The sequence below is a fragment of the Streptomyces sp. 549 genome (assembly GCF_030124175.1).
GTDB lineage: Bacteria > Actinomycetota > Actinomycetes > Streptomycetales > Streptomycetaceae > Streptomyces.
This window is the reverse complement of sequence record NZ_JASKMT010000033.1, coordinates 27,404-49,956: the sequence shown is the minus strand read 5'-3', so window position 1 is coordinate 49,956 and position 22,553 is coordinate 27,404. Positions and strand designations below refer to the sequence as shown.

The following is a 22,553-nucleotide window of genomic DNA, read 5'->3' as shown; positions in this document are numbered from 1 at the left end:
CCGTGAGACCCCGCAGGCACACCACGAGGAGGGCCCGCCCATGAGCCTCAAGGCACGCCTCAACGCACCCGAAGCCACCGCGGGCCAGCACGACGAGAGCCACCTCGTCACCGCCTACCGGGCCAAGCTCCTGGAGGAGATCGACCTCGCCGAGATGTCCTCGCTCGCCGCAGCCGAGCGCCGGGTCAGGCTGGAACGCGTCCTGGGCCACATCATCAGCCGCGAAGGCCCCGTGCTGTCCACCCAGGGCCGGGCCATGCTCATCCGGCGCGTCGTCGACGAGGCGCTGGGCCTGGGCATCCTCGAACCGCTGCTGGAGGACGTCACCATCACCGAGATCATGGTCAACGGCCCCGACCAGATCTTCGTCGAACGCAACGGCCGGGTCGAGCGGCTGCCGCTGCGCTTCGCCTCCAACGACCAGCTGATGCAGACCATCGAACGCATCGTCTCCACCGTCAACCGCCGCGTCGACGAGTCCAACCCGATGGTCGACGCCCGCCTCCCGTCCGGCGAACGTGTCAACGTCATCATCCCGCCGCTCGCCCTCACCGGCGCGACCCTCACCATCCGGCGCTTCCCCCGCTCCTACAGCCTCCAGGAACTCATCGGGCTCGGCTCGCTCGACGAGCCCATGACGCTGCTGCTCGCCGCGCTCGTCCGCGCCAAGTTCAACGTCATCGTCTCCGGCGCCACCGGCTCCGGCAAGACCACCCTGCTCAACGCGCTCTCCGGACTCATCCCCGAGGGCGAGCGCATCATCACCGTCGAGGACGCCGCCGAACTGCAACTCCAGCAGCAGCACGTCATCTCGCTGGAGTCCCGGCCGCCCAACGTCGAGGGCAAGGGCCAGATCACCATCCGCGACCTGGTGCGCAACTCGCTGCGCATGCGGCCCGACCGCATCATCGTCGGCGAGGTCCGCGGCGGCGAGACCCTCGACATGCTCCAGGCCATGTCCACCGGCCACGACGGCTCACTCGCCACCGTGCACGCCAACAGCGCCGAGGACGCCCTGATGCGGCTCCAGACCCTGGCGTCCATGTCAGAGGTGAAGATCCCCTTCGAGGCGCTGCGCGACCAGATCAACAGCGCGCTCGACGTGCTCGTCCAGCTCACCCGGCACGCCGACGGCTCCCGGCGCATCACCGAGATCGCCATCCTCGACTCGCACGGCCGGGAGGACTACCGCATCACCCGGGTCGCCGGCTTCGACGCGCAACCCATGGACATCGACGGCGTCGTCCGCGGCCGGTTCCGCTACCACCCGCTGCCACGCAGCGTCGCCCAGCGCCTCTACCTCGCCGGGGAGGCGCTGCCGCCCGTCTTCGGCGTCGCCGGCTCCGAACTGGAACTCGCCACCAGGGAAGCGAGGTAGCCGGTCCGCCATGTCCGCCCTCCCCACCACCGTGACGGCCGCCTCCGCGCTCGCCGCCACCGACCCGCTGGAGCGGCTCGGCCTGCTGACGCTCGGCGTCACCCTGCTGGCCTGCGTGCTCGCCGTCGTAGGCGTGCACGCCTACGCCAGCGGACGCGCCCAGCGGCAGGCCCTCGTCGACCGCCTCTCCCAGGCCGGGCCGCCGCCGCTCGCCGGCCGCAGCCGCCGCTTCACCGGCGTCGACCGCAGGCTGCGCCGCACCCGCGCCGGACGCCACCTCGCGACCCGGCTCACCGGCACCGGACTCGACGTCACCCCCGGCGAGTTCACCGTGTACGTGCTCGCGGGCAGCGCCGCGCTGTGGATCATCGCCCAGTCCCTGCTGGCCTCGTTCTTCGGCCCGCTGGCCGCCCTGCTCGGCGTGTGGGGCGCGTTCGCCTTCCTCAACTGGCAGCGCGCCAAGCGCATCGAGCGGTTCATCAACCAACTGCCCGAACTCTCCCGGCTGATCGCCAACGGCACCCAGGCAGGGCTGGCCCTGCGCACCGCCATCACCATGGCCGCCGAGGAGATGGACGCCCCCGCGGGCGAGGAACTGGCCAAGGTCGCCGACAAACTGGCCCTCGGACACTCCGTCGACGAGGCACTGGGCGAACTCGCGAAACGCCTTCCCTCCCGCGAACTCGTCGTGCTCGTCACCACGCTGGTGCTGTCCAACAAGGCCGGCGGCCAGGTCGTCGGCTCGCTGCGCAACCTCACCGACACGCTGGAGCAGCGCAAGGAGACCCGCCGCGAGGTCAGGACGCAGCTCTCCCAGGTCAACATGACCGCCTACTCCGTCCCGCTCATCGGCTTCGGCGTGCTGCTGATGATGGACCGCGCCGGCCCCGGCACGCTGGAGCGCATGACGGGCTCCTTCCCCGGCCAGGCCGCCGTCGTCATCGCCTTCTCGCTCTACGCGCTCGGCTTCTTCCTCATCCGCCGCATGTCGAGGATCGACGTCTGACCGCCGCCCACCACCCACCACCCGCCGCCCCCGGGACGGACCCCGACCGCCACGGGCCCGGCCCGCCCCCCGACCGCCGCACCACCGACCCGAACGAGAGGAGGACCGCACCATGGCGCTGCTGCTCGCCTTCACCCTCGCCCTGTGCGTCGCCGGAGCCTTCCTGGGCATCAGGATGTACCGGGCCGAGACCAAGCTGCCCGGCGACCTCGCCCTCGCCCTGGAGGTCGGTGCCTCCCGCGCCACCCCCGTCGGCTCCGCCGTCGACCGCATCGGCATGCGCTGGGCGCCGCTCGTCCTGCGCCTCATGGGGGAGGCCCGCGTCAACCGGGTCCGCCGCCGCATCGACCTGGCCGGCAACCCCGGCGGCCTCACCCTCGACCGGTACGCCGCCCGCCGCGCCGTCTACGGCGTGCTGGGCCTGCTCGGCGCGTTCGCCATGCTCACCCGGGGCCAGTACCTGCTGGCGGCGGCCATGGTCGCCTTCGGCCTGTTCTGGGTCGAGGTCGGCATCGCCGTCTCCATCCGCATCCGCAAGGACGAGATCGAGCGGACCCTGCCGGACTTCCTCGACGTGCTCGCCGTCGTCGTCTCCGCCGGGCTCGGCTTCCGCCAGGCCCTCGACCGGGTCGCGGAACGCTACGAAGGCCCGTGGGCCGACGAACTGCGCATCACGCTGCGGCAGATGGACATGGGCGTCAGCCGCCGCAAGGCCTTCGAGGAACTGCGGCGGCGCAACGACTCCGAGCAGGTCGCGATGTTCGTCACCGCGCTCCAGCAGGGCGAGGAACTGGGCGCGCCCATCGTCGACACGCTCATCTCCATCGCCACCGACATGCGCCGCACCGACGCCCAGAACGCCCGCCGCCGCGCCTCCAAGGCCGTCCCCAAGGCGACCCTCGTCATCACCACCGTCATGGTGCCCGCCACGCTCATCCTGCTCGTCGCCGGTCTCTTCCTCGGTACCGAGACCGACTTCGGCCGGATCTCGGGGGAGTGACCGCCATGGCAGCCCCCAACCGCCGCACCCCCACAGGACGCGGGCACGGCGGGGAGCCTGAGCGCAGGGCCTCCGGCGGACACCCGGCGCACGAGGGGTGGACGCGCGGGCCGGCGCGCGGGCGCGCGGGTGGGAAGGCGGGTGGGCTGGCGGGTGGGCAGCCAGCAGTGCCGCTGCAGGCCAACGCCCTCCAGTCGCTGTGCCGCCAGGTGTTCGGGTTCCGGCTCGCCATGATCGCCCTCGGCACCCCGATGGCCCTGGCCAACGCGGCCGAAGGGCTGCCGCAGTGGCTCGTCGGCTCGGCCGTCCTGGTCACCTTCATGGGTTCCTACGCCCTTTTCCGCGACTGGGAGCGCTTCGGCCCGCTGCTGCTGCGCCACCCGCAGCTGCTCGCCCTCGACCTGCTGCTGGGCGGCCTGCTGCTCGTCACCGCGACCCCGCAGTCACCGCTGGCCTATGTGAGCGTCTGCACGCCGCTGCTGGCCGGACTGCTCTACGGCTGGCGCGGCGCGGGTGCCTTCGCCGCCGCCCAGTGCCTGCTGCTCATCCTGCTGCACGCCACCGGCGCCGACCCCGCCGGCGCCTCGGGCAGCGCCCCGGGCAACGTCCCGGGCAGTGCCCCGGCGGACGAGGCGGGACTGCACAGCGCGCTGCTGCTGGCCGGGTTCTGCGCCATCGCCGGAGCCGTCGGTGTCACCCTGCGCAACCACGTGCTGCGGTTCGGCACCGCCTCGCAGGCCCTCGCCGACGCGCACGCCAGGCTGGCGGCCACCACCGCCGTCGCCGAGGAACGCTCCCGCCTCGCCCGCGACCTGCACGACTCCGTGGCCAAGACCCTGCACGGCCTGGCGCTCTCCGCCGACAGCCTCGCCCACGCCGCCGACCGGGACACCGCCGCCGAGGTGCGCCGACGCGCCGAACTCGTCGCCCGGTCCGCCCGGCGGGCCGCCGCCGAGTCCCGCGAACTCCTCACCGACCTGCGCCGCAGCAGCGAGCCCGACGCCTGGGTGCGCATCGTCACCGCCCTGCACTCCGGCACCACCGACTTCAGCCGCCGCAGCGGCCTGCCCGCCACCTTCCACCACAGCGGACCGGACGACACACCCCTGACCGTGCCGCAGCCGGTCGCCCGGCACCTGCTGACCATCACCACCGAAGCCCTCGACAACGCCGCCCGGCACGCCAGGGCCAGCACCGTCGCCGTCACCACCGCCGTCGCCGGCGGCCTGCTCACCCTGCGCATCCGCGACGACGGCACCGGCCTGCCCGCCGGAACCACCCTGCCCGCCCTGCGCCAGGCCGGGCACTTCGGCCTGCTCGGCATGGTCGAACGCGCCGCCGCCATCGGCGCACGGCTGCGGGTCGGCCGCAGCAGCACCGGCGGCACCGAAGTCCGCCTCGACCTGCCGCTCACCCCCCACCGCACCGCGCCCGAAGGGAGCCCGCACCATGCCGTCTGAACCCTCGGCGGAACACACCAGGACCCTCACCCCGCACAGCGCGGTGCGCAGGCCCGCGCTGGCCTCGTCGACCGCCGCCGACCCGCACACGGTGGAGCAGACGGCCACCCGGGCGCCCCTGCCGGCGCCCCGCGCCGCCGCCGAGCCCGGCCGGCCCGGGGCGCTGCGCGTGCTCGTCGCCGACGACAACCCCGTCGTCCGGGCCGGACTCACCGCGCTGCTGACGGGACGCGAGGACATCACCGTCGTGGCCGAGGCCGCCGACGGCGACCAGGCCCACGAAGCCGCCCGCCGGCACCGCCCCGACGTCATCCTGCTCGACGTGCGCATGCCCGGTGTCGACGGACTCACCGCCCTGCCCCACCTCGCCCGCCTGGCACCGGTACTGATGCTGACGTACAGCCAGGAGGGGGAAATCGTCCACCGGGCGCTCCGCCTGGGGGCGGAAGGCTACCTGGTGCACGGCGAGTTCACCGCGGAGGAACTGGTCCGCGCGGTTCGGACCGTCCGGCACGGTCAGGCGCACTTCACCGCCACCCCGTCCACCGTCCTGCTCGCGCAGTTACGAAAGGGCGACCTGGGCGCTCCGGGAACGCCAACTGTCTCGCCTCGTGGGCAATTTCCCCAGAACTCTTCGCATGCGCAACCTGTTGTGGCAGAGTCACTCTCCGGAAGGGCATGGGGTACGGCGGCCCCGGACGGGCCACCGCCCGCACCGGCGCAGGAGCCGGCCGAACGCTTCGGGCTGAGCAGCAGGGAGGCCGAGATCATGTCGCACATCGCGTCCGGCATGGCCAACGCACAGATCGCCGCCGCCTGTTTCGTGGCCGAGAAGACGGTCAAGAACCACATCAACCGCATCTTCACCAAGCTCCACACGACCACCCGCAGCGAGGCCATCGCCGTCTGGCTCGGCACCGCCCGGGGAAGGACGGCCGGCCATGGCTGAGGACGCACACCGCACCAAAAGCCGCCACTGGGCCCGACTTTGGGCCCACGGGCCCATGTCGGGCAAACACCCCGAGGCGTACCGTTCCCCTGCTACGGGGACTGACGCACCGGCCCTGCCCGAAGAGGGAGACCACCATGAACTTCCTGCGCTTCCTGAAGGACCGCAACCGCCTCGACGACAGAGGCCAGACAGCCGTCGAGTACCTGGGCATCCTCGCCGTCGTCGCCGCCATCATCGTCGTGCTGCTGACGACGGACTTCGGGTCGACGATCGCGGAAGCTATCGGCGATCAGATCAACAAGGTCACTGGCGGCTGATTGCATACAGTTTCCGCTCGGACCGAGGGCAGGCTTTCCCAATCTACATCGTTGTGGTGGGGGGCCTGCTCTTTCTTGCACTCGCCTACTTCGCTGTGGGGCAGGCGGCAGTATCACGAAACAATGCCCAGGGGGCAGCTGATGCCGCCGCATTGGCCGCTGCTCACGACGCCCAGGGGCAAGTGGGTGTTCAGATTTCTCGGAACATTGATGATCTCGGTGCGTTGAGTGAGATTTTGACGTCGATGAATATCAGTGCTCCTGGTGCCTGCGATGAGGCTGCTCGGTTCGCTGCGCGAAACAGATCCGATGTGGAGCGATGCACTCGTCAATCTGGAGGAGTTGCTCGTTTCACAGTTGATGTGCGCACTCAGGAGAGCGTAGGGGCATCGGTGGTCCCAGGGACTGACGGCACGCACTCGGTTGCTTCCGCGACGGCTGCTGTCGATTTTTTGTGTGCGCTGAGTGACTCGGTCGATGAGGATGAGTCCGAAGGTGTGCCTATCGAATTCAGGTGTAGGGATGGGCTGGTCGTTATTGACCCAAGTGACATTAACGTCCGCAAGAAGATAAATCAACTATTTGAAGTCCGCCTGGTCGGTTGATGGCGGAAGCGTGAGTGAGGGGCGTAGGCGATGGTGACCGGTGTGGTGCGTCCACGACTGATTGGCCTCAGGGCTCTGGCTATTTCAATCGTTCTATCTATCGGCCTGGTGGCGTGCAGCGGCAGTGACGGTGGATCAAGCGACCCTTCGGAGCGGGCCTCATCGCGCACCGAGGGTAAGGCTTCAGAAGAGCCCGCAGATGAAGTTGATACCGACAAGGTGATCGGGGAGCTGAAGGGTCCTGATGACATTTCCGTCCAAGTTCACTCCGTGGAGCGGGATCCTGGCGGCTTTTTGACCGTCAACGGTACACTCGCCAACGATGGCAGTAAGTCACTGATTGCCAATCGATGGCGTTCGGCGGAAAATGGCGTGAAGTCGCAGTCTTCGATCTCCGGGGCCACTCTCGTGGATACTGAGGGGAAGAAGCGGTACATGATTCTACGGGACACGGATGGTGAGTGTCTGTGCACAACAGGGCTCACGAATATCAAGCCGGGTGAGCGGCGGCCGATTTATGCCCAGTTCCCCTCGCCGCCCAGTAATGTGACTGAGGTCGAATTTCAGCTGCCTGGCATGTCGCCTGCAAAGCTTGAGATTTCAGAGAGGTGATGCAAGTGAGGCAGCTCACTTCTCATAGGGTTTGGGCGGTCGGTGGCGCCCTCGCCCTCGCCCTGGCGCTCGCCCCCGCCGCCCATGCGGAGGATCCGCCGGACGGGCCGGCGAGTGACGACGCTCCGGTGGAGATCGACGCCAAGTCGCCGCAGTTGAAGATGCGGGACGGGGCGACGTTGGCGCAGGCCCGGGTGATCGACATCGTGCAGGTGGTGGAGGACGAGGGCGGTGAGGAGCGGCGGGAGGACTCCAACGAGAAGACGAAGTTCACGCTGCAGGCGGAGGTCCTCTTCGGCAAGGACAGCGCCAAGCTCAACAGCCAGGCCAACACCCGCATCAAGGAGATCGCCGGGGAGATCAACACCCAGCGGGCCCCCGAGGTCAACGTGTTCGGGTTCACCGACAACCTGGGTTCGTACGCCCACGGGGTGACGTTGTCGAAGAAGCGGGCCGAGGCCGTGCACAAGCAGTTGCTGCCGGACCTGACCGACACGAGTGCGACCTTCAACATCCGCGGCTACAGCGAGGACTACCCCGTCGCGTCGAACGCGACCGAGGAGGGGCGGAAGAAGAACAGGCGGGTGGAGGTTTCCTTCCCCCGGGCCGAGCAGTAGCCGCAACAGCAGCCGCCGCGCCGGTGCCGCCAGCGGCTCGGAACAGGTTCGAGACGGTGCTGCTGGTGCACGGTCGGCTCGACCTGAGCAGGCCGGAGCTTCCTGAGGGGGGTGCTCGACAACGGGACACACCGGACGCGAGGATGGCGATCACCGTTATCCGAGCAACTTGGGAAGGAACGCACATGGCCACCACGCGCACTGCGAAGACCCACTGGGAAGGCAACCTGATGCAGGGGAAGGGCTCGGTCGAGCTCGTCTCCTCCGGCATCGGCACCCACGACGTCAGCTGGCCCTCCCGCGCGGAGGAGGCGAACGGGAAGACCAGCCCCGAGGAGCTGATCGCCGCCGCGCACTCCGCGTGCTACTCGATGGCCTTCTCGCACGGTCTGGCCGGCAAGGGCCACACGGTGGAGTACCTGGACACCCAGGCCGACGTCACCTTCCAGCCGGGTGAGGGCATCACCGGCATCGTGCTGAAGGTGCGCGCCAGCGTGCCTGGCCTGTCCGCGGAGGAGTTCCAGGCCGCCGCCCAGGACGCCAAGGCGAACTGCCCGGTGAGCCAGGCGCTGGCCGCTGTCAAGAACATCACCCTCGAGGCCGAGCTTCTCTGAGCCGCCCTGAGGGCTCTCCGGGGCCGCGCCCGCCCAGGCGCGGTCCCGGAGGGGCGCCTGCCGCGCAGCCGGTTTCAGCGGGTCGGCGACGGCTCCACGGCCACCCGTACGCCCTCGTACAGTCCCCAGCGCCGCATGGCGCCCGCTTCGGCCTCCAGGACGTGCCGGGACCGCAGCCGTGGGACGCCCAGACGTCCCGGACGCATCGTCCGCACCGCCAGCACCCGCAGGTCGCGGTCCAGGTAGGCCACGTCGATCGTGAAGCGCATTCGGAAGGTGTGCACGCTGCCGGCCGGGGTCAGCAGAAGCGCGCCCCGGGCCCCGTCCCGCCCGAGCAGTCCCCGGGTGCGGGACCGGTAGGACGCGGCGATCTCCAGCGGGACGCGGGTCCCGCCCACCACGAGCGTGCCCGCGCCGTCCCTCAGCCGTGCCCTGCTCCGCACCGGCCGTCGTCCCCTGCTCAGCACCGATCCACCCCTTCGCCGCCGTACCCGGCAACCGTGCCCCGCCGCAGCACGCGGCAACCGTCCCCGCAGCCGCAGCCGCAGCCGCAGCCGCAGCCGCAGCCGCAGCCACCGCCCCGGGCCCCTCCACCGCCTCCGCCCTGGCGCGGCCCTGGCGCGGCCCCGGGCTGCCTCCGCCGTCCGTAGGCTCGGCGTGTGGGGTATCTGCTGACCGTGCTCGCCGCCGTCTACGGGGCCGTCGCCGGCCTGCTGCTGCCGCGGGCCGGCTACCGGCTGGCGGTGGAGAGCGGCGCGCCGTGGCTGCGCGACTGCCCGGCGGGGCACCGGCTGTCCGGCTGGGTGGGGGGCAACCGCTGCGGGCCCTGCGAGGGCGCCCGCTACGGGCCGTCCGCCACGCGCTGCGCCGTGCTCACGGCCGCGGTCTGCGCGGTGCTGGCCGCCGCGGTCGGTCCCCGCCCGGAGCTGGCCGTCTGGTTGGTGCTGGTGCCGGGCCTGCTGCTGCTGGCGCTGGTGGACCGGGCCGTGCACCGGCTGCCGGACGTGCTCACGCTGCCGCTAGGCGCGGTCTGCGCGGTACTGCTCGGTGCGGCCTGGGCGCTGCCCGGTTCGGTCGGCGACTGGCCGCGGGCGCTGCTGGCCGGGCTCATACTGGCCGCCGGGTACTTCGTGCTGTTTCTGATCAGTCCCCGGGGCATGGGCTTCGGCGACGTCAAGTTGGCGTTGCCCGTGGGGGTCGCTCTTGGGTGGTACGGCTGGGACGTGGTCCTCACCGGTACGTTCGCCGGCTTCGTGCTGGGTGCCGGATACGGGTTGTGGCAGGTCGGACGGGGGAGGGCGACCCGGCGGACCGCCATGCCGTTCGGCCCCTTCATGGTCGCCGGAGCCCTTGCGGCCCTTGCCCTCGGGGGGCTGTCAGGGTGAAATCCACCGCGGTTGCATGGACCACGGCCGGGGAGCGGTTATGGTGGAAACCCCCCCTCGGGCCGGTCCGTATCCCCCCCACGGACCGGCCCGTTTTCTGTCCGCCGTCCGTCGGGGTGCCCGGACGGGCGGGCCCGGGTCCGGGTCTGCGGCCCCCAGCCCCCAGCGCCCAGCCCCCAGCGCCCAGCCCTCAGCGCCCAGAGCGCTGGTCAGCTGTCGCTGCTGCGGGACCAGATGTTGGTTCCGGGCTCGGACACCGCGTAGGTGTCGATCTCGGCCAGTTCCTCCGCGGTCAGCGCCGGTCCTTCCAGGGCCGTCACGTTGGACTCCAGCTGGGCCACGCTGCTGGCACCGATCAGTGCCGACGTCATCCGGCTGTCCCGCAGCACCCAGTTCAGCGCCAGCTGGGCGAGCGACTGCCCGCGCCGCTCGGCGATCGAGTGCAGGCCGCGCAGCCGGGCCACCACGTCGTCGGTGAGCAGGCCCGGGTCGAGCGACTTGCCCTGTGAGGCGCGCGAACCCTCCGGGACGCCGTTCAGGTAGCGGTCGGTGAGCAGGCCCTGGGCGAGCGGGGCGAAGGAGATGCACCCCATGCCCTGCGACTCCAGGGTGTCCAGCAGCCCGTCGTCCTCCGTCCACCGGTTGATCATGGAGTAGGACGGCTGGTGGATGAGCGGGCGCACGCCCATGCCGCGCAGCAGCTCCGCCGCCTCGCGGGTGCGCTGCGAGTTGTAGGAGGACAGGCCCACGTAGAGCGCCTTGCCCTGCTGGACGGCGGACGCCAGCGCGCCCATCGTCTCCTCCAGCGGGGTGTCCGGGTCGAAGCGGTGCGAGTAGAAGATGTCGACGTAGTCCAGGCCCATGCGCTTCAGTGAGGCGTCCAGCGAGGACAGCAGGTACTTGCGGGAGCCCCACTCGCCGTACGGGCCGGGGTGCATGTCGTAGCCGGCCTTGGTGGAGACGACCAGCTCGTCCCGGTACGGGCGGAAGTCCTGCTCCAGCAGCTTGCCGAAGTTCAGCTCGGCGGAGCCGGGCGGCGGCCCGTAGTTGTTCGCCAGGTCGAAGTGGGTCACGCCGAGGTCGAAGGCCCGGCGCAGGATGGCGCGCTGGGTGGTGAGCGCCCGGTCGTCGCCGAAGTTGTGCCACAGGCCGAGCGAGACCGCGGGCAGCTTCAGCCCGCTGCGGCCGGTGCGCCGGTACTCCATGCGGTCGTAGCGGCTGTCGGCGGCCCGGTGGTGCGGGGCGTCGGGGGAGGAGTTCGTCATGTCCTCTGACTATCACGGTGCGCACCGCCTGCCCGCGCCCGACTATCACCGACCTGTGACAGTCGGGCGGCGCGGCGGGTGGTGAACTGGCAGTAGGCTTCCGAGGGCTTGGGACCGGGGCGGAGAAGGGCGTACTGCGGAGATGAAGGCGAAGCTGCGCGATCTGGTGGTCCGGCTGTACTCCCGCCGGGTGGAGGGCCGCCTCGACCACGACCAGGTGCCCAAGCACATCGGTGTGATCCTCGACGGCAACCGGCGCTGGGCGAAGGCGTCCGGCGGCACCACCGAGCAGGGCCACCGGGCCGGCGCGGAGAAGATCCAGGAGATGCTGGGCTGGTGCTCCGAGACGGACGTGCAGGTCGTCACGTTGTGGATGCTCTCCACCGACAACCTGGACCGGCCCGCCGCCGAGCTGAACCCGCTGCTGGGCATCATCGAGGACACCGTGCGCGGCCTCGCCGCCGACGGCCGCTGGCGCGTCCACCACGTCGGCAACCCCGACCTGCTGCCCGACCACACCCAGCGGGTGCTGAAGGAAGCCGAGAGCGCCGCCGCCGAGCGGGACGGCATAGTGGTGAACGTCGCCGTCGGTTACGGGGGGCGGCAGGAGATCGCGGACGCGGTGCGCTCGCTGCTCGCCGAGCGGGCCGAGCGCGGCGAGAGCCTGGCCGCGCTGGCCGACTCGCTGAGCGTCGAGGACATCGCCGAGCACCTCTACACCCGGGGCCAGCCCGATCCGGACCTGGTCATCCGCACCAGCGGCGAGCAGCGGCTGTCCGGTTTCATGCTGTGGCAGAGCGCCCATTCGGAGTACTACTTCTGCGAGGTCTTCTGGCCCGCGTTCCGCAAGGTGGACTTCCTCCGCGCGCTGCGGGACTACGCGGCCCGCCACCGGCGCTACGGCTCCTGAGCCGGGCGGTTCCCTCCCCGCCGGCCCTTCCGGCGGGTGCGCTCGCGCGGCTGTCACCCTGACGCGGCACGTTGTTCATCCACGTGTTCGCATATGCCGTTGCATGCGAGCGCGGCAAGAGGGGAATACCCCCTGCAGGTCGGCGCCCCTCCGGGCACCGGCCGACGGGAGGCCCCTTGCTCACCACGGACAGCCGCACATCCGGTGCGGCGGACGCGGAGGGCCGGTGCCCGGCCCGCTCAGAGCGGGACCGGCCCGGTCTCTTCCCCTGCGACTGCTACGTCGCGCACCGACCTCTTCCGAGGGGGTTCGTCCATCCGTGGTGACCAGCAACAAGCGCCGCGACAACGACCGGCGCACCTATGTCATCGACACCAGCGTCCTGCTCGCCGACCCGGGGGCCATGGCGCGATTCGACGAGCACGAGGTCGTGCTCCCCGTGGTTGTGGTCACGGAGTTGGAGGCCAAACGCCACCACCCGGAACTGGGCTACTTCGCCCGGCAGGCCCTGCGGCTGCTCGACGAGTACCGCATCAGGTTCGGCCGGCTGGACGCACCCATCCCGATAGGGGACGTCGGCGGAACCCTCAGGGTCGAGCTGAACCACTCCGACCCGGGCATCCTGCCCGCCGGTTTCCGGCTCGGCGACAACGACTCCCGCATCCTGGCGGTGGCCCGCAACCTGCAGGCCGAGGGGTACGACGTCACGGTCGTCTCCAAGGACCTGCCGCTGCGCATCAAGGCGTCCTCGGTCGGCCTGCTGGCGGAGGAGTACCGTGCGGAGCTGGCCATCACCGAGTCCGGCTGGACGGGGATGAGCGAGCTGTCGGTGGCCGCCGAGACGGTCGACGAGCTGTTCGCGTCGGAGACCGCGGTCGTGCCGGAGGCGGACGGGCTGCCCGTGCACACCGGGCTGGTGCTCCAGTCCGGCAAGGGCAAGGCGCTCGGCCGGGTCACGGCCGACGGCAGGGTGAGGCTGGTCCGCGGCGACCGTGAGGTGTTCGGCGTCCACGGGCGTTCCGCGGAGCAGCGCATCGCCCTGGACCTGCTGACCGATCCCGACATCGGCATCGTGTCGATGGGCGGCCGGGCCGGTACCGGCAAGTCCGCCCTGGCGCTGTGCGCGGGACTGGAGGCGGTCCTGGAACGCCGGCAGCACCGCAAGGTGATGGTCTTCCGGCCGCTGTACGCGGTGGGCGGCCAGGACCTCGGCTACCTGCCGGGCACTGCCGACGAGAAGATGTCGCCGTGGGCGCAGGCCGTCTTCGACACTCTGTCGGCGGTGACGTCCCGCGAGGTCATCGAGGAGGTCGTGGCGCGCGGCATGCTGGAGGTGCTCCCGCTCACCCACATCCGCGGCCGGTCGCTGCACGACGCGTTCGTCATCGTCGACGAGGCCCAGTCGCTGGAACGCAACGTGCTGCTCACGGTGCTGTCCAGGATCGGGCAGGACTCCCGGGTGGTGCTGACGCACGACGTGGCGCAGCGCGACAACCTGCGGGTCGGGCGGTACGACGGTGTGGTGGCGGTGGTGGAGAAGCTGAAGGGCCACCCGCTGTTCGCGCACGTCACGCTGAACCGGTCGGAGCGTTCGCCGATCGCGGCCCTGGTCACCGAGATGCTGGAGGAGGGCCACATCTGACCGGCGACTGACCGGCGACTGACCGGCGACTGACCGGCGACTGAGCAACGCCCCGACCATCCGGCGGCAACCGGGAGGCGGGGACGTGCGGAGGGAGCCGCCCGCAGCCCGCGGGCGGCTCCCTCCGGCGTCGTGCCACCCGGCTTGCCCATGTTCCGCCGCCCGGGAGGGTTTTGGGTGGAGTGCCGGATATGGTCAACCGGGTGACCGTGTACGGGGGGTGTGGTGACGGTCCGTCGCGGGCGGCACCGGAGAGCGAAGCACTCTAGCGGGACTGCGGCGGGCTACGCCCGCGTTTCCTCAAAGCACAGCACCCAAACGGCGTGTGACCTTTCCCACGTCGTGGAGAATTGCCACGGCCCGGGCGACTCCGGCAGGGTGTGGGTCCTGTCAGGCCCCGCATACGGCACCCGCTCCACCCGCGGTTCTCCACCGCACAACTCAACAGTCGTCACCGCCGTATGCCGCCCGAGTAGCACGCTGGACTCCCGTCACCGGGAGCCCTTCCGGGTCCGCGTCTCCTGTGACCATGCTCAGAGGAGGCCAGCGCCAGGGGCACGATTGCGTCCGCGGGGTCACCTAGCGGGCATTGTGGAAGGAAACTGTGTGACTACTCGGATCTCGGTCCGGGGATTCGCCGTGGCGTCCGCCACCGCGGTCACCACCGTCGGCGCCGTCGTCGGTGTGGCCACGGGCAGCCAGGCAGGCACGACCGAACCGGTCGAGCTTGCGAGCGCTGACGCGACGCTCCTCGCAGACATACCCATGGATGGCAACATCCAGATCCAGACCGCGTCGTTGACGCAGCAGGCGGACGTCCAGTCCGACGCTGCCCACGCGGCTGCCAAGAAGACCGCGGAGGAAGGCGCCCGCAAGCAGGCCGCCAAGGACGCGGCGGCGAAGAAGCAGGCTGCCGAGGAGAAGGCCGCCAAGGAGCGTGCCGAGAAGGCCGCCAAGGAGCGCGAGGAGAAGGCCGCGGCGAGCCGCAGTGCCGAGCGCACCGCCACCGCCTCCGCGCCGTCCTCCACAAGCTTCGCGCCGCAGTCGTCGTACACCGTCGCCGAGGTCAAGGCGATGGCCCAGCAGATCGTGGGCGGCGGCCAGTTCCAGTGCTTCTCGAACATCGTGCAGCGCGAGAGCACCTGGAACTACAAGGCGGAGAACCCCTCCTCGGGTGCCTACGGCCTGGTGCAGGCACTGCCCGCGTCGAAGATGGCCTCGGCGGGCGCCGACTGGCGGACGAACCCGGCGACCCAGATCAAGTGGGGCGTCAACTACATGAACGAACGCTACGGCAGCCCCTGTGGCGCGTGGGAGTTCTGGCAGGCCAACCACTGGTACTGACGGCTCACCAGCCCCGGTTGCCGATCGCCCCCGCTCCCCTCCAGGAGCGGGGGCGACGCGCGTCTGGCGGTTGTCAACCCTGAGCCCGGGTACCGTCGTCCTTCGGTGGGACAGGAATCCCTCAGGACCCTCAGCGCCCTGAGGAAACTGAGAACCCTGAGAACCCTGAGAAACACGGCAACCGCGGGTGTGAAGGAACGGCATGTCACGAATTGACCGGCTCAAGGTGGGTGCGTCCCGCATGGCCGCCCGGGTGTCCGAGTTCCGCGAGCGCGCGGAGCGCGAGCGGGCCGAGCGCGAGCGCGTCGCGCGGCAGCGCGAGGACGAGCAGGCGGAGGAGCTCTCCCCCTCGTCCAAGCCGCAGGAGCCGCCGCAGAAGCCCTCACCGGACGCCGTGATCCCCTGGGGCATGCGGGTCGCCGCCGAGGCCGGCTGGCGGCTGCTGGTGCTGGCAGGCGTCATCTGGGTCCTGGTCCAGGTGATCGGCGCCATCAGCCTGCTCATCGTGGCGTTCTCCGCGGGCCTGCTGATCACCGCGCTGCTCCAGCCCAGCGTCTCCCGGCTGAAGCGGCTCGGCCTGGGACGCGGCCTGTCGACCGCGATCAGCTTCGTCGGCGGGTTCGCCGTCATGGGCCTGATCGGCTGGTTCGTCGTCTGGCAGGTCATCGAGAACCAGGAGGACCTGGTCAAGCAGGTCCAGAGCGGTGTCGACGAACTGCGCACCTGGATACTGAACAGCCCGTTCCAGGTCACCGACGAGCAGCTCAACGACCTGGCCGACAACCTCAACTCCTGGATCGGCGAGCACAGCCAGGAGCTCACCAACGCCGGTCTGGAGGGCGCCACGCTGGTGGTGCAGTTCCTCACCGGCGCGGCGCTCGCCGCCTTCGTCTGCCTCTTCCTGCTGTACGACGGCCGGCGCATCTGGGAGTGGACACTCAACTTCGTGCCGCGGCCGGCCCGGGAGGGCGTCGCCGGGGCGGGTCCGCGGGCCTGGGTGACGCTCACCGGCTATGTACGCGGCACGGTGATAGTGGCCTTCATCGACGCCGTCGGCATCGGACTGGGCATCTACCTCCTCGGTGTGCCACTGGCCGTGCCGCTGGCTGTCATCGTCTTCCTCTTCGCGTTCGTCCCGATCGTCGGCGCCCTGGTCTCCGGCGCGCTGGCGGTGGTGGTGGCCTTCGTCACCAACGGACTGGTGACGGCTCTGCTGGCGCTCGGCGTGGTGCTGATCGTGCAGCAGATCGAGGGCAACATCCTCCAGCCGTTCATCCTGGGCCGGCTCGTGCGGGTCCACCCGCTGGGTGTGGTGCTGGCGGTGACGGGCGGCTCGCTGCTGGCCGGCATTCCCGGCGCGGTGGTCGCCGTGCCGCTGGTCGCCGTGTCGAACACCGTCATCACCTACCTGCGGGCCTACTCCGACCAGCGGGACCAGCATCACGGTCATCACGGGCACCACGGCGCGACGCTTGCCGACGCCTCACCGGCGGTGCCGCCCCGGATTCCGGGGGAAGGGCCCAAGGCCGGTGCCACCGCGGTGACCGTGCTGGAGCGCGAGGATGACGGCACGCCGTCCCCTGACCGGCCGTCCGAGTCCGGCGAGGAGCCCGGCGGCTCCCGCGGCTCCGGCGGCGACCAGCCCCGGGACGGCGACCGGCCGAGCGGGTCTCAGTAGGGGGCTTCGTGGGCCTCGGCGAAGGCTTTCAGACGCATGGTGTCGGCGTCGGTCCACCTCTCCGGCGGGACGACCGCCGCCCAGCCCTCCACGGCGTTGGTGCCGTAGCGGTGGCCGTGCGGGGCCTCCACGCCGTAGGAGGTGGCCATGTCCATGGTGGTCTGCCAGAACGTGACGAAGGGGAACCAGTTGACCTCGCGCGTCACGTCCGGGCCCAGCGGCGGCTGCAGCCACGCCGGGCGGCGCACCGCCAGGTCGGGTGACCACCACACCACCGGGTCGGAGGCGTTCTGCAGGTACACCACCCGCGGGTGCTCCCAGCCGCCGGGCTGCGGCATCAGCAGGTCGCGCTGCGGGTACTGCGCGAACCTGACGTGGCGGCCCCCGTCGAACACCGGCCGCCACACCGGGCTTCCGGGTTCGCGGCGGGCGGTCACGTCGGACCAGATCGGGCTGTAGTGCGGGGGGCCGACGAGCAGCGCGCCGTCGGTCCCGGCCAGCAGGTCCTCGATGCCGTCGAAGGAGTCCTCGATGGCCGTCGCGCCCAGACTCTCACCGAAGACCACCAGCCGGGGGCGGGTGCTCTCCGGCATCGCGTCCACCCGGGCGCGCACCGCGCGGACCAGTTCACGGGTGGCCCGTCCGGCCTCCTCGCGGTCCGCCACGAAGGACACCCAGCTGGGCAGGTAGGAGTACTGGACGGCGACGATCGCGGTGTCGCCGTTGTGCAGGTACTCCAGCGGTTCCGCGGTGCGGGCGTCGATCCAGCCGCTGCCGGTCGTCCCCGCGATGGCGAGGACCTCGCGGCGGAAGGCCCCGGTGCGGTCGAGTTCGGCCATCGCCAGGTCCGCCTGGGCCTGGAAGCCGGGGCTGCCGGCGCGTCCGACGTAGACCCGGATCGGGTCCGTCGCCTCCCGTCCGGTGAACGTGCTGATCTGCTCGCGGCTCAGCACGCTGCCGGTGAAGTTGCGGCCCTGGTACCCCAGGTCGTCCCAGGCGATCAGGGACTCCGGGCTTCCCGAGACGTACCGTGAACCGGACTGGATGACGCCGTCCTTGGTGCTCTGGTCGGTGTTCTCCGCGATGCGGGACGCGATGTCCACCACGCCCCGGTCGAAGACCACGTCCTTCGCGCCGAACAGCACCACCACGGCGCTGATCATCAGACCGGCCACCACCGCGACCGGCTTCGGCACGAAGCGCAGCAGTACGCGGATCAGCTCCCGGGTGCCGACGCGCACACCGCGTGCCGCGAGCAGCAGTGCCCAGCAGATCGCGACGGCCATCAGCGCGATCATGGTGGAGTGCCAGGTCAGGGTGGGCGGCAGCCCCTGGAGCTGGCGCAGTTCGCGCTGCATCCGGGCGCTCTCCGACAGCAGCAGCACGGTCAGGCCGATGCCGAGTACGAAGTAGACCTGCCAGGCGCGGGCCCGGACACGCAACCGGGTCTCCTCGGTGGGCCTCCGGCGGATCAGGACGGGCACCACCCAGCTCAGCAGGCAGCCGAGCGCGTAACCGATGGCGGCGGTGATGCCGCCGATGGTCCCCTGCAGGAACCAGGGGCGGGGGACCAGGGACGGCGTCAGCGAGAGCCAGAAGAAGACGGTGGCGACGACCGTGGCCGTCAGGTCGGGCCAGCGCCGGACGAGCCAGGTCTCGTCGGGGCGCTCCCAGTAGGGTGCGCGGGCGAACCGGACCAGCCGGTCGCGGTGGCGTTCCAGGGGGTTGCCCGGTCTGGTCCTGGCCGTGTCGACCGGGACCTCTTCCCCCGTGGTACCGAGCATTCGACGTCTCCCGGGCTGTCAGTCGCTCACCCCCTCGCCACCGAGGAGGCTCGGTGCCGCCTGTGCCGTGTCGGCCGGTCCTTGGCGGACCTCGGCCGGCGTGGCACCAGTGGGGACGCATCCGCTCACGCCGGGGTTGTTCCGACCACCGATCGTACGGGTGCGGGAGCCCTTGGGCCTGTGATTTAACCGTTGCGGCGGCCCCGCGCCGCGGTCGCCGCGCCGAGTGGAGGCGGTCGGGAGAGCTATTCATGCCGTGTATACGCGTGGTGTACAGTGCCGGGCATGTCCATCAGCCACACTCTGCTCGGGCTCCTGCAGTCCGGCCCCCGCCACGGATACGACCTCAAGCGGACCTTCGACGAGCGCTTCGGCCAGGACCGGCCGCTGCACTACGGCCAGGTCTACTCGACGATGTCCCGCCTGCTGAAGAACGGCCTCGTCGAGGTCGACGGCATCGAGGCCGGCGACGGCCCCGAACGCAAGCGCTACGCCATCACCGACGCCGGCATCACCGACGTGCAGCAGTGGCTGGCACGGCCCGAGAAGCCCGAGCCCTACCTGCAGAGCGTGCTCTACACGAAGGTCGTGCTCGCGCTGCTCACCGGCCGGGACGCGGCCGAGCTGCTCGACACGCAGCGCGCCGAGCACCTGCGGCTGATGCGTGAGCTGACGCAGCGCAAGCGCGGCGGCGACCTCGCCGACCAACTCATCTGCGACCACGCGCTGTTCCACCTCGAGGCGGACCTGCGGTGGCTGGAACTGACCACCGCCCGCTTGGAGAAGCTCGCCCAGGAGGTGCGCGCATGACCACCGCCAGCCCGCCCGGAGCGCTGCTCACGGCCTCCGCCGTGCACAAGACCTACGGGGCCACCAAGGCGCTCGACGGGGCCGACTTCACCATCCACCCCGGTGAGATCGTCGCCGTCATGGGGCCGTCCGGCTCCGGCAAGTCCACCCTGCTGCACTGCCTGGCCGGCATCGTCACACCGGACGAGGGCACCGTGCACTACCGGGGCCACGAACTGTCCGCCATGTCCGACTCCGAGCGCAGCGCGCTGCGGCGCGGCGACTTCGGCTTCGTCTTCCAGTTCGGCCAACTGGTGCCCGAGTTGACCTGCGTGGAGAACGTCGCCCTGCCGCTGCGGCTGGCCGGCGCTGACCGCAAGGTGTCCGAGCGGCAGGCCGCCGAGTGGCTGGAGCGACTGGAGGTGGCCGACGTCGCGGGCAAGCGGCCCGGCCAGGTGTCCGGCGGCCAGGGGCAGCGGGTCGCCATCGCCAGGGCGCTGGTCGCCACCCCCCGGGTGGTGTTCGCCGACGAGCCGACCGGCGCGCTGGACTCGCTGAACGGCGAGCGGGTGATGGAACTGCTCACCGCCGCCGCGCGGGACACCCGGGCCGCCGTCGTGCTGGTCACCCACGAGTCCCGGGTCGCGGCCTACTCCGACCGCGAGATCGTCGTGCGGGACGGCAAGGCGCGCGACACGGCGGGCGTGGCGGGGGCGGCATGATCAAGCAGTGGGCCAGGGAACTGGCCATGGGGGCGCGCTTCGCCGCGTCCGGCGGCCGGTCGGGCTGGACCCGGACGGTGATGACCGCGGTGGGTGTCGGCCTCGGCGTGGCGGTGCTGCTGCTGGCCGCCTCCGTGCCGTCGGCCATCAGCGCCAGCACCGCCCGCGACGACGCCCGCAAGACCGAGATGTTCGGCGAGGGCGTGCCCAAGGGCGAGACCACCGTGCTCGTCGACTACGCGGACACCCGGTTCCGCGGTGACAACCTGAGAGGCCGCCTGGTGCGGGCGGACGGCGCGATCGAGGACGCGGCCCGGCCGCCGGGCGTGGACCGCCTGCCGGCGGTCGGCGAGATGGTCGTCTCACCGGCTCTGAAGCGCCTGCTGGACAGTCCGCGCGGCGCCCTGCTGGAGGAACGTTTCCGAGGGGCGGAGGTCATCGGCGTCATCGGTGACGAGGGACTCAAGGGACCGGCCGAGCTGGCCTTCTACTTCGGCACGGACACTCTCCGTGGCGGTGGTGAGGACGGGGCGGTCCGCGTCTCCGAGTTCGGGGTGCCGTACGAGGCCGAGGAACTCAACGCGCTGCTGCTGGTGCTCGTCGTGGTCATGGTCGTGGTGCTGCTCATGCCCATCGCGGTGTTCATCGCCACCGCGGTGCGGTTCGGCGGCGAGAGCCGCGACCGCCGGCTCGCCGCGCTGCGCCTGGTGGGCGCGGACAACGCGATGGCCCGCCGGATCGCCGCCGGCGAGTCGCTGTTCGGCGCGCTGCTCGGCCTGCTGCTGGGCGGCTGGTTCTTCCTGCTGGGCCGGATGTTCATCGGACGGATCACCTTCATCGACGACCTGTCGCTCTTCCCCTCGGACGTGACCCCGGTCGGCTGGATCGCGGCGCTCGTCCTGGTGTCGGTGCCGGCCTGCGCGGTGGCGGTGACGCTGCTGGCGATGCGCGGCGTGGCGATGAGCCCGCTGGGCGTGGTCAGGGAGGGCACCGACCGGGGTCGGCGCCTGTGGTGGCGCCTGCTCGCGCTGGTCGTCGGCGCAGGCGGGCTCGGGGTGTTCGGTCCGCGGATGAGGAGCGGCGACTCCGTCAACGAGTACACCATCGCGGGCAGCGTCATCCTCACGCTGGTCGGTATCACCGCGCTGCTGCCGTGGGTGGTGGAGCGTGCCGTGGACCGGTTGAACGGCGGCGGCCTGTCCTGGCAGCTGGCCATCCGCCGGCTCCAGCTCAACAGCGGTCTGGCGGCCCGCGCGGTCAGCGGTGTCACCATCGCCGTCGCCGGTGCCGTCGCGCTGCAGATGCTCTTCTCCGCCGTGGAGGCCGGGGAGACGCAGTCGACCGGCCAGGACCCGACCCGGGCCGACGTGGTCGCCAGCGAGAGGGTCGCCGCCGGCGCCCAGGCCCGGGAGGTCATCCGCCGGTACGAGCAGACCGAGGGGGTCAGCAAGGTCCTGGGACTCGTCGACGCGGCCGGGGTGCAGGAGGGCACGAAGCCGGACGACGGGGGCTACCGGGAGTCCGTGCCGATCGTCGTGGCGGGCTGCGACACCCTGACGGAGCTGGTGCGGATCGGCACCTGCCGGGACGGCGACGTCTTCCTGGCCACCGACCGGTACGACGCCGAAGGCGACGCCGCTCCCGCCTCGCTGCCCGGGCCCGGCGACCGGCTGGACCTCGCGGACGAGGGAGGGGACGAGGCTGCCGCCGTCGCATCGAAGTGGTGGACGGTGCCCGAGGGCGCCCGCCGGGTGGACGCCATCGCCGACCCGACGGGCAACAAGCGCTCCGGCGTCTTCGCGACCCCTGCCGCGCTCGACGTGGCCGAGCTGGGATCGGCGTATGCGATTTCCATGATCAACACGGTGCCGGGGGCGCCGGACGTGTTGGAGCACCTGCGCAACACCGCGGGGGTGGGTGACCCGGGTACGCACGTGTACCCGCTCGCCTCCGAGCGCACCTCCTCGGAGTTCGCGGCCGTCCGCAACGGCCTGCTCGCCGGGGCCATCGTGATCATGCTGCTCATCGCAGCCAGCATGATCGTCAACACGATGGAGCAACTCCGCGAACGCAAGAGGCAGTTGTCGGTGCTGGTGGCCTTCGGGACGCGGCGCGCCACGCTGGGAGCCTCGGTGCTGTGGCAGACCGCGGTGCCCGTCGGCCTGGGCCTGCTGCTGGCGACCGGCGGCGGGTTGCTGCTCGGTGTGCTGCTGCTGCGGCTCATCGAGCGCCCGGTCACCGACTGGCTGGCGTTCCTGCCGCTGGTGGGGGCCGGTCTGGGCATGATCCTGCTGGTGACCGCGGCCAGCATGCCGGCGCTGTGGCGCGTGATGCGGCCGGACGGCCTCCGGACGGAGTAGGCGACGGGTGGGCGCGCCGGTCCCGGCGGTCCGGCGCGTCGCCTCCCGTCCGGCGGCGACGCCATACGCAGGGAGAGCCCCGACCGGTGAGCGGCACTGGTCAGGGCTTCCTG

Annotated in this window: 21 protein-coding genes; 18 read left to right on the top strand and 3 right to left on the bottom strand. The window is 71.2% G+C overall.

Features of this window, described 5'->3' with window-relative positions:
- Positions 1-40 precede the first annotated feature (40 nt).
- From QNO07_RS24970 to QNO07_RS24925, 10 genes are all read left to right on the top strand, one after another.
- On the top strand, positions 41-1,378 hold the full coding sequence (locus QNO07_RS24970) for a TadA family conjugal transfer-associated ATPase (RefSeq protein WP_283994672.1): 1,338 nt from the start codon (positions 41-43) through the stop codon (positions 1,376-1,378).
- A gap of 10 nt (positions 1,379-1,388) precedes the next feature.
- On the top strand, positions 1,389-2,384 hold the full coding sequence (locus QNO07_RS24965; RefSeq protein WP_283994671.1) for a type II secretion system F family protein: 996 nt from the start codon (positions 1,389-1,391) through the stop codon (positions 2,382-2,384).
- 112 nt (positions 2,385-2,496) lie between these two features.
- Entirely contained in the window at positions 2,497-3,384 is an 888-nt protein-coding gene (locus QNO07_RS24960; protein ID WP_283994669.1) for a DUF5936 domain-containing protein, read from the top strand.
- Positions 3,385-3,551: 167 nt separating this feature from the next.
- Positions 3,552-4,844, top strand: coding sequence for a sensor histidine kinase (locus QNO07_RS24955; RefSeq protein WP_502961933.1), 1,293 nt, complete (start codon positions 3,552-3,554; stop codon positions 4,842-4,844).
- A complete protein-coding gene (locus tag QNO07_RS24950) occupies positions 4,834-5,793 on the top strand; it encodes a response regulator (protein ID WP_283994668.1) in 960 nt (319 codons plus the stop codon). Before QNO07_RS24955 ends, QNO07_RS24950 begins: the two co-directional genes overlap by 11 nt.
- Positions 5,794-5,930: 137 nt before the next feature.
- Positions 5,931-6,113 carry a Flp family type IVb pilin gene (locus QNO07_RS24945; RefSeq protein ID WP_283994667.1) on the top strand — a complete coding sequence of 61 codons (183 nt, stop codon included), beginning with the start codon at positions 5,931-5,933 and terminating at the stop codon, positions 6,111-6,113.
- 56 nt (positions 6,114-6,169) lie between these two features.
- Positions 6,170-6,718 (top strand): pilus assembly protein TadG-related protein, encoded by a 549-nt coding sequence (locus QNO07_RS24940; protein ID WP_502961932.1) that lies wholly within the window; start codon positions 6,170-6,172, stop codon positions 6,716-6,718.
- A gap of 30 nt (positions 6,719-6,748) precedes the next feature.
- Positions 6,749-7,330: a hypothetical protein gene (locus QNO07_RS24935; protein WP_283994665.1), complete on the top strand. Its 582-nt coding sequence runs from the start codon at positions 6,749-6,751 to the stop codon at positions 7,328-7,330.
- Positions 7,330-7,947, top strand: coding sequence for an OmpA family protein (locus QNO07_RS24930; protein WP_502961931.1), 618 nt, complete (start codon positions 7,330-7,332; stop codon positions 7,945-7,947). Before QNO07_RS24935 ends, QNO07_RS24930 begins: the two co-directional genes overlap by 1 nt.
- A 185-nt stretch (positions 7,948-8,132) precedes the next feature.
- The gene (locus tag QNO07_RS24925; RefSeq protein WP_283994663.1) at positions 8,133-8,561 is read left to right on the top strand and encodes an OsmC family protein; all 429 of its coding nucleotides are present in this window, start codon (positions 8,133-8,135) and stop codon (positions 8,559-8,561) included.
- A gap of 74 nt (positions 8,562-8,635) precedes the next feature.
- On the opposite strand, the gene QNO07_RS24920 is transcribed toward QNO07_RS24925, so the two are convergent.
- Complete coding sequence (locus QNO07_RS24920; protein ID WP_283994662.1) at positions 8,636-9,004, bottom strand: DUF192 domain-containing protein; 369 nt, start codon at positions 9,002-9,004, stop codon at positions 8,636-8,638.
- A 216-nt stretch (positions 9,005-9,220) separates the two neighbouring features.
- On the opposite strand from QNO07_RS24920, the gene QNO07_RS24915 reads away from it, so the two are divergent.
- Positions 9,221-9,946: a prepilin peptidase gene (locus QNO07_RS24915; protein ID WP_283994661.1), complete on the top strand. Its 726-nt coding sequence runs from the start codon at positions 9,221-9,223 to the stop codon at positions 9,944-9,946.
- A 209-nt stretch (positions 9,947-10,155) separates the two neighbouring features.
- Here QNO07_RS24915 and mgrA read toward each other — a convergent pair whose 3' ends face one another.
- Entirely contained in the window at positions 10,156-11,211 is a 1,056-nt protein-coding gene (mgrA, locus tag QNO07_RS24910; RefSeq protein WP_283994660.1) for an L-glyceraldehyde 3-phosphate reductase, read from the bottom strand.
- Between the two features lie 142 nt (positions 11,212-11,353).
- On the opposite strand from mgrA, the gene QNO07_RS24905 reads away from it, so the two are divergent.
- The 4 genes from QNO07_RS24905 to QNO07_RS24890 all read left to right on the top strand — a co-directional run bounded on the left by QNO07_RS24905 (position 11,354) and on the right by QNO07_RS24890 (position 16,785).
- Positions 11,354-12,121 carry an isoprenyl transferase gene (locus tag QNO07_RS24905; protein ID WP_283994659.1) on the top strand — a complete coding sequence of 256 codons (768 nt, stop codon included), beginning with the start codon at positions 11,354-11,356 and terminating at the stop codon, positions 12,119-12,121.
- 319 nt (positions 12,122-12,440) lie between these two features.
- Positions 12,441-13,763 carry an RNA 5'-3' helicase PhoH2 gene (phoH2, locus tag QNO07_RS24900; protein WP_283994658.1) on the top strand — a complete coding sequence of 441 codons (1,323 nt, stop codon included), beginning with the start codon at positions 12,441-12,443 and terminating at the stop codon, positions 13,761-13,763.
- A gap of 606 nt (positions 13,764-14,369) precedes the next feature.
- Positions 14,370-15,107 (top strand): aggregation-promoting factor C-terminal-like domain-containing protein, encoded by a 738-nt coding sequence (locus tag QNO07_RS24895; protein WP_283994657.1) that lies wholly within the window; start codon positions 14,370-14,372, stop codon positions 15,105-15,107.
- Between the two features lie 202 nt (positions 15,108-15,309).
- The gene (locus QNO07_RS24890; RefSeq protein ID WP_283994656.1) at positions 15,310-16,785 is read left to right on the top strand and encodes an AI-2E family transporter; all 1,476 of its coding nucleotides are present in this window, start codon (positions 15,310-15,312) and stop codon (positions 16,783-16,785) included.
- On the opposite strand, the gene QNO07_RS24885 is transcribed toward QNO07_RS24890, so the two are convergent.
- Positions 16,779-18,569, bottom strand: a complete 1,791-nt coding sequence (locus QNO07_RS24885) for an alpha/beta hydrolase (protein WP_283994655.1) — start codon at positions 18,567-18,569, stop codon at positions 16,779-16,781. The two genes, QNO07_RS24890 and QNO07_RS24885, sit on opposite strands and share 7 nt — an antisense overlap.
- 285 nt (positions 18,570-18,854) lie before the next feature.
- On the opposite strand from QNO07_RS24885, the gene QNO07_RS24880 reads away from it, so the two are divergent.
- From QNO07_RS24880 to QNO07_RS24870, 3 genes are read left to right on the top strand one after another with little or no spacing between them, the layout of a single operon-like run.
- On the top strand, positions 18,855-19,379 hold the full coding sequence (locus QNO07_RS24880; protein WP_283994654.1) for a PadR family transcriptional regulator: 525 nt from the start codon (positions 18,855-18,857) through the stop codon (positions 19,377-19,379).
- Positions 19,376-20,080 (top strand): ABC transporter ATP-binding protein, encoded by a 705-nt coding sequence (locus tag QNO07_RS24875; protein WP_283994653.1) that lies wholly within the window; start codon positions 19,376-19,378, stop codon positions 20,078-20,080. Before QNO07_RS24880 ends, QNO07_RS24875 begins: the two co-directional genes overlap by 4 nt.
- Positions 20,077-22,440 (top strand): FtsX-like permease family protein, encoded by a 2,364-nt coding sequence (locus QNO07_RS24870; protein WP_283994652.1) that lies wholly within the window; start codon positions 20,077-20,079, stop codon positions 22,438-22,440. The genes QNO07_RS24875 and QNO07_RS24870 overlap by 4 nt, the downstream gene beginning before the upstream one ends.
- The last annotated feature ends 113 nt before the right edge of the window (positions 22,441-22,553 follow it).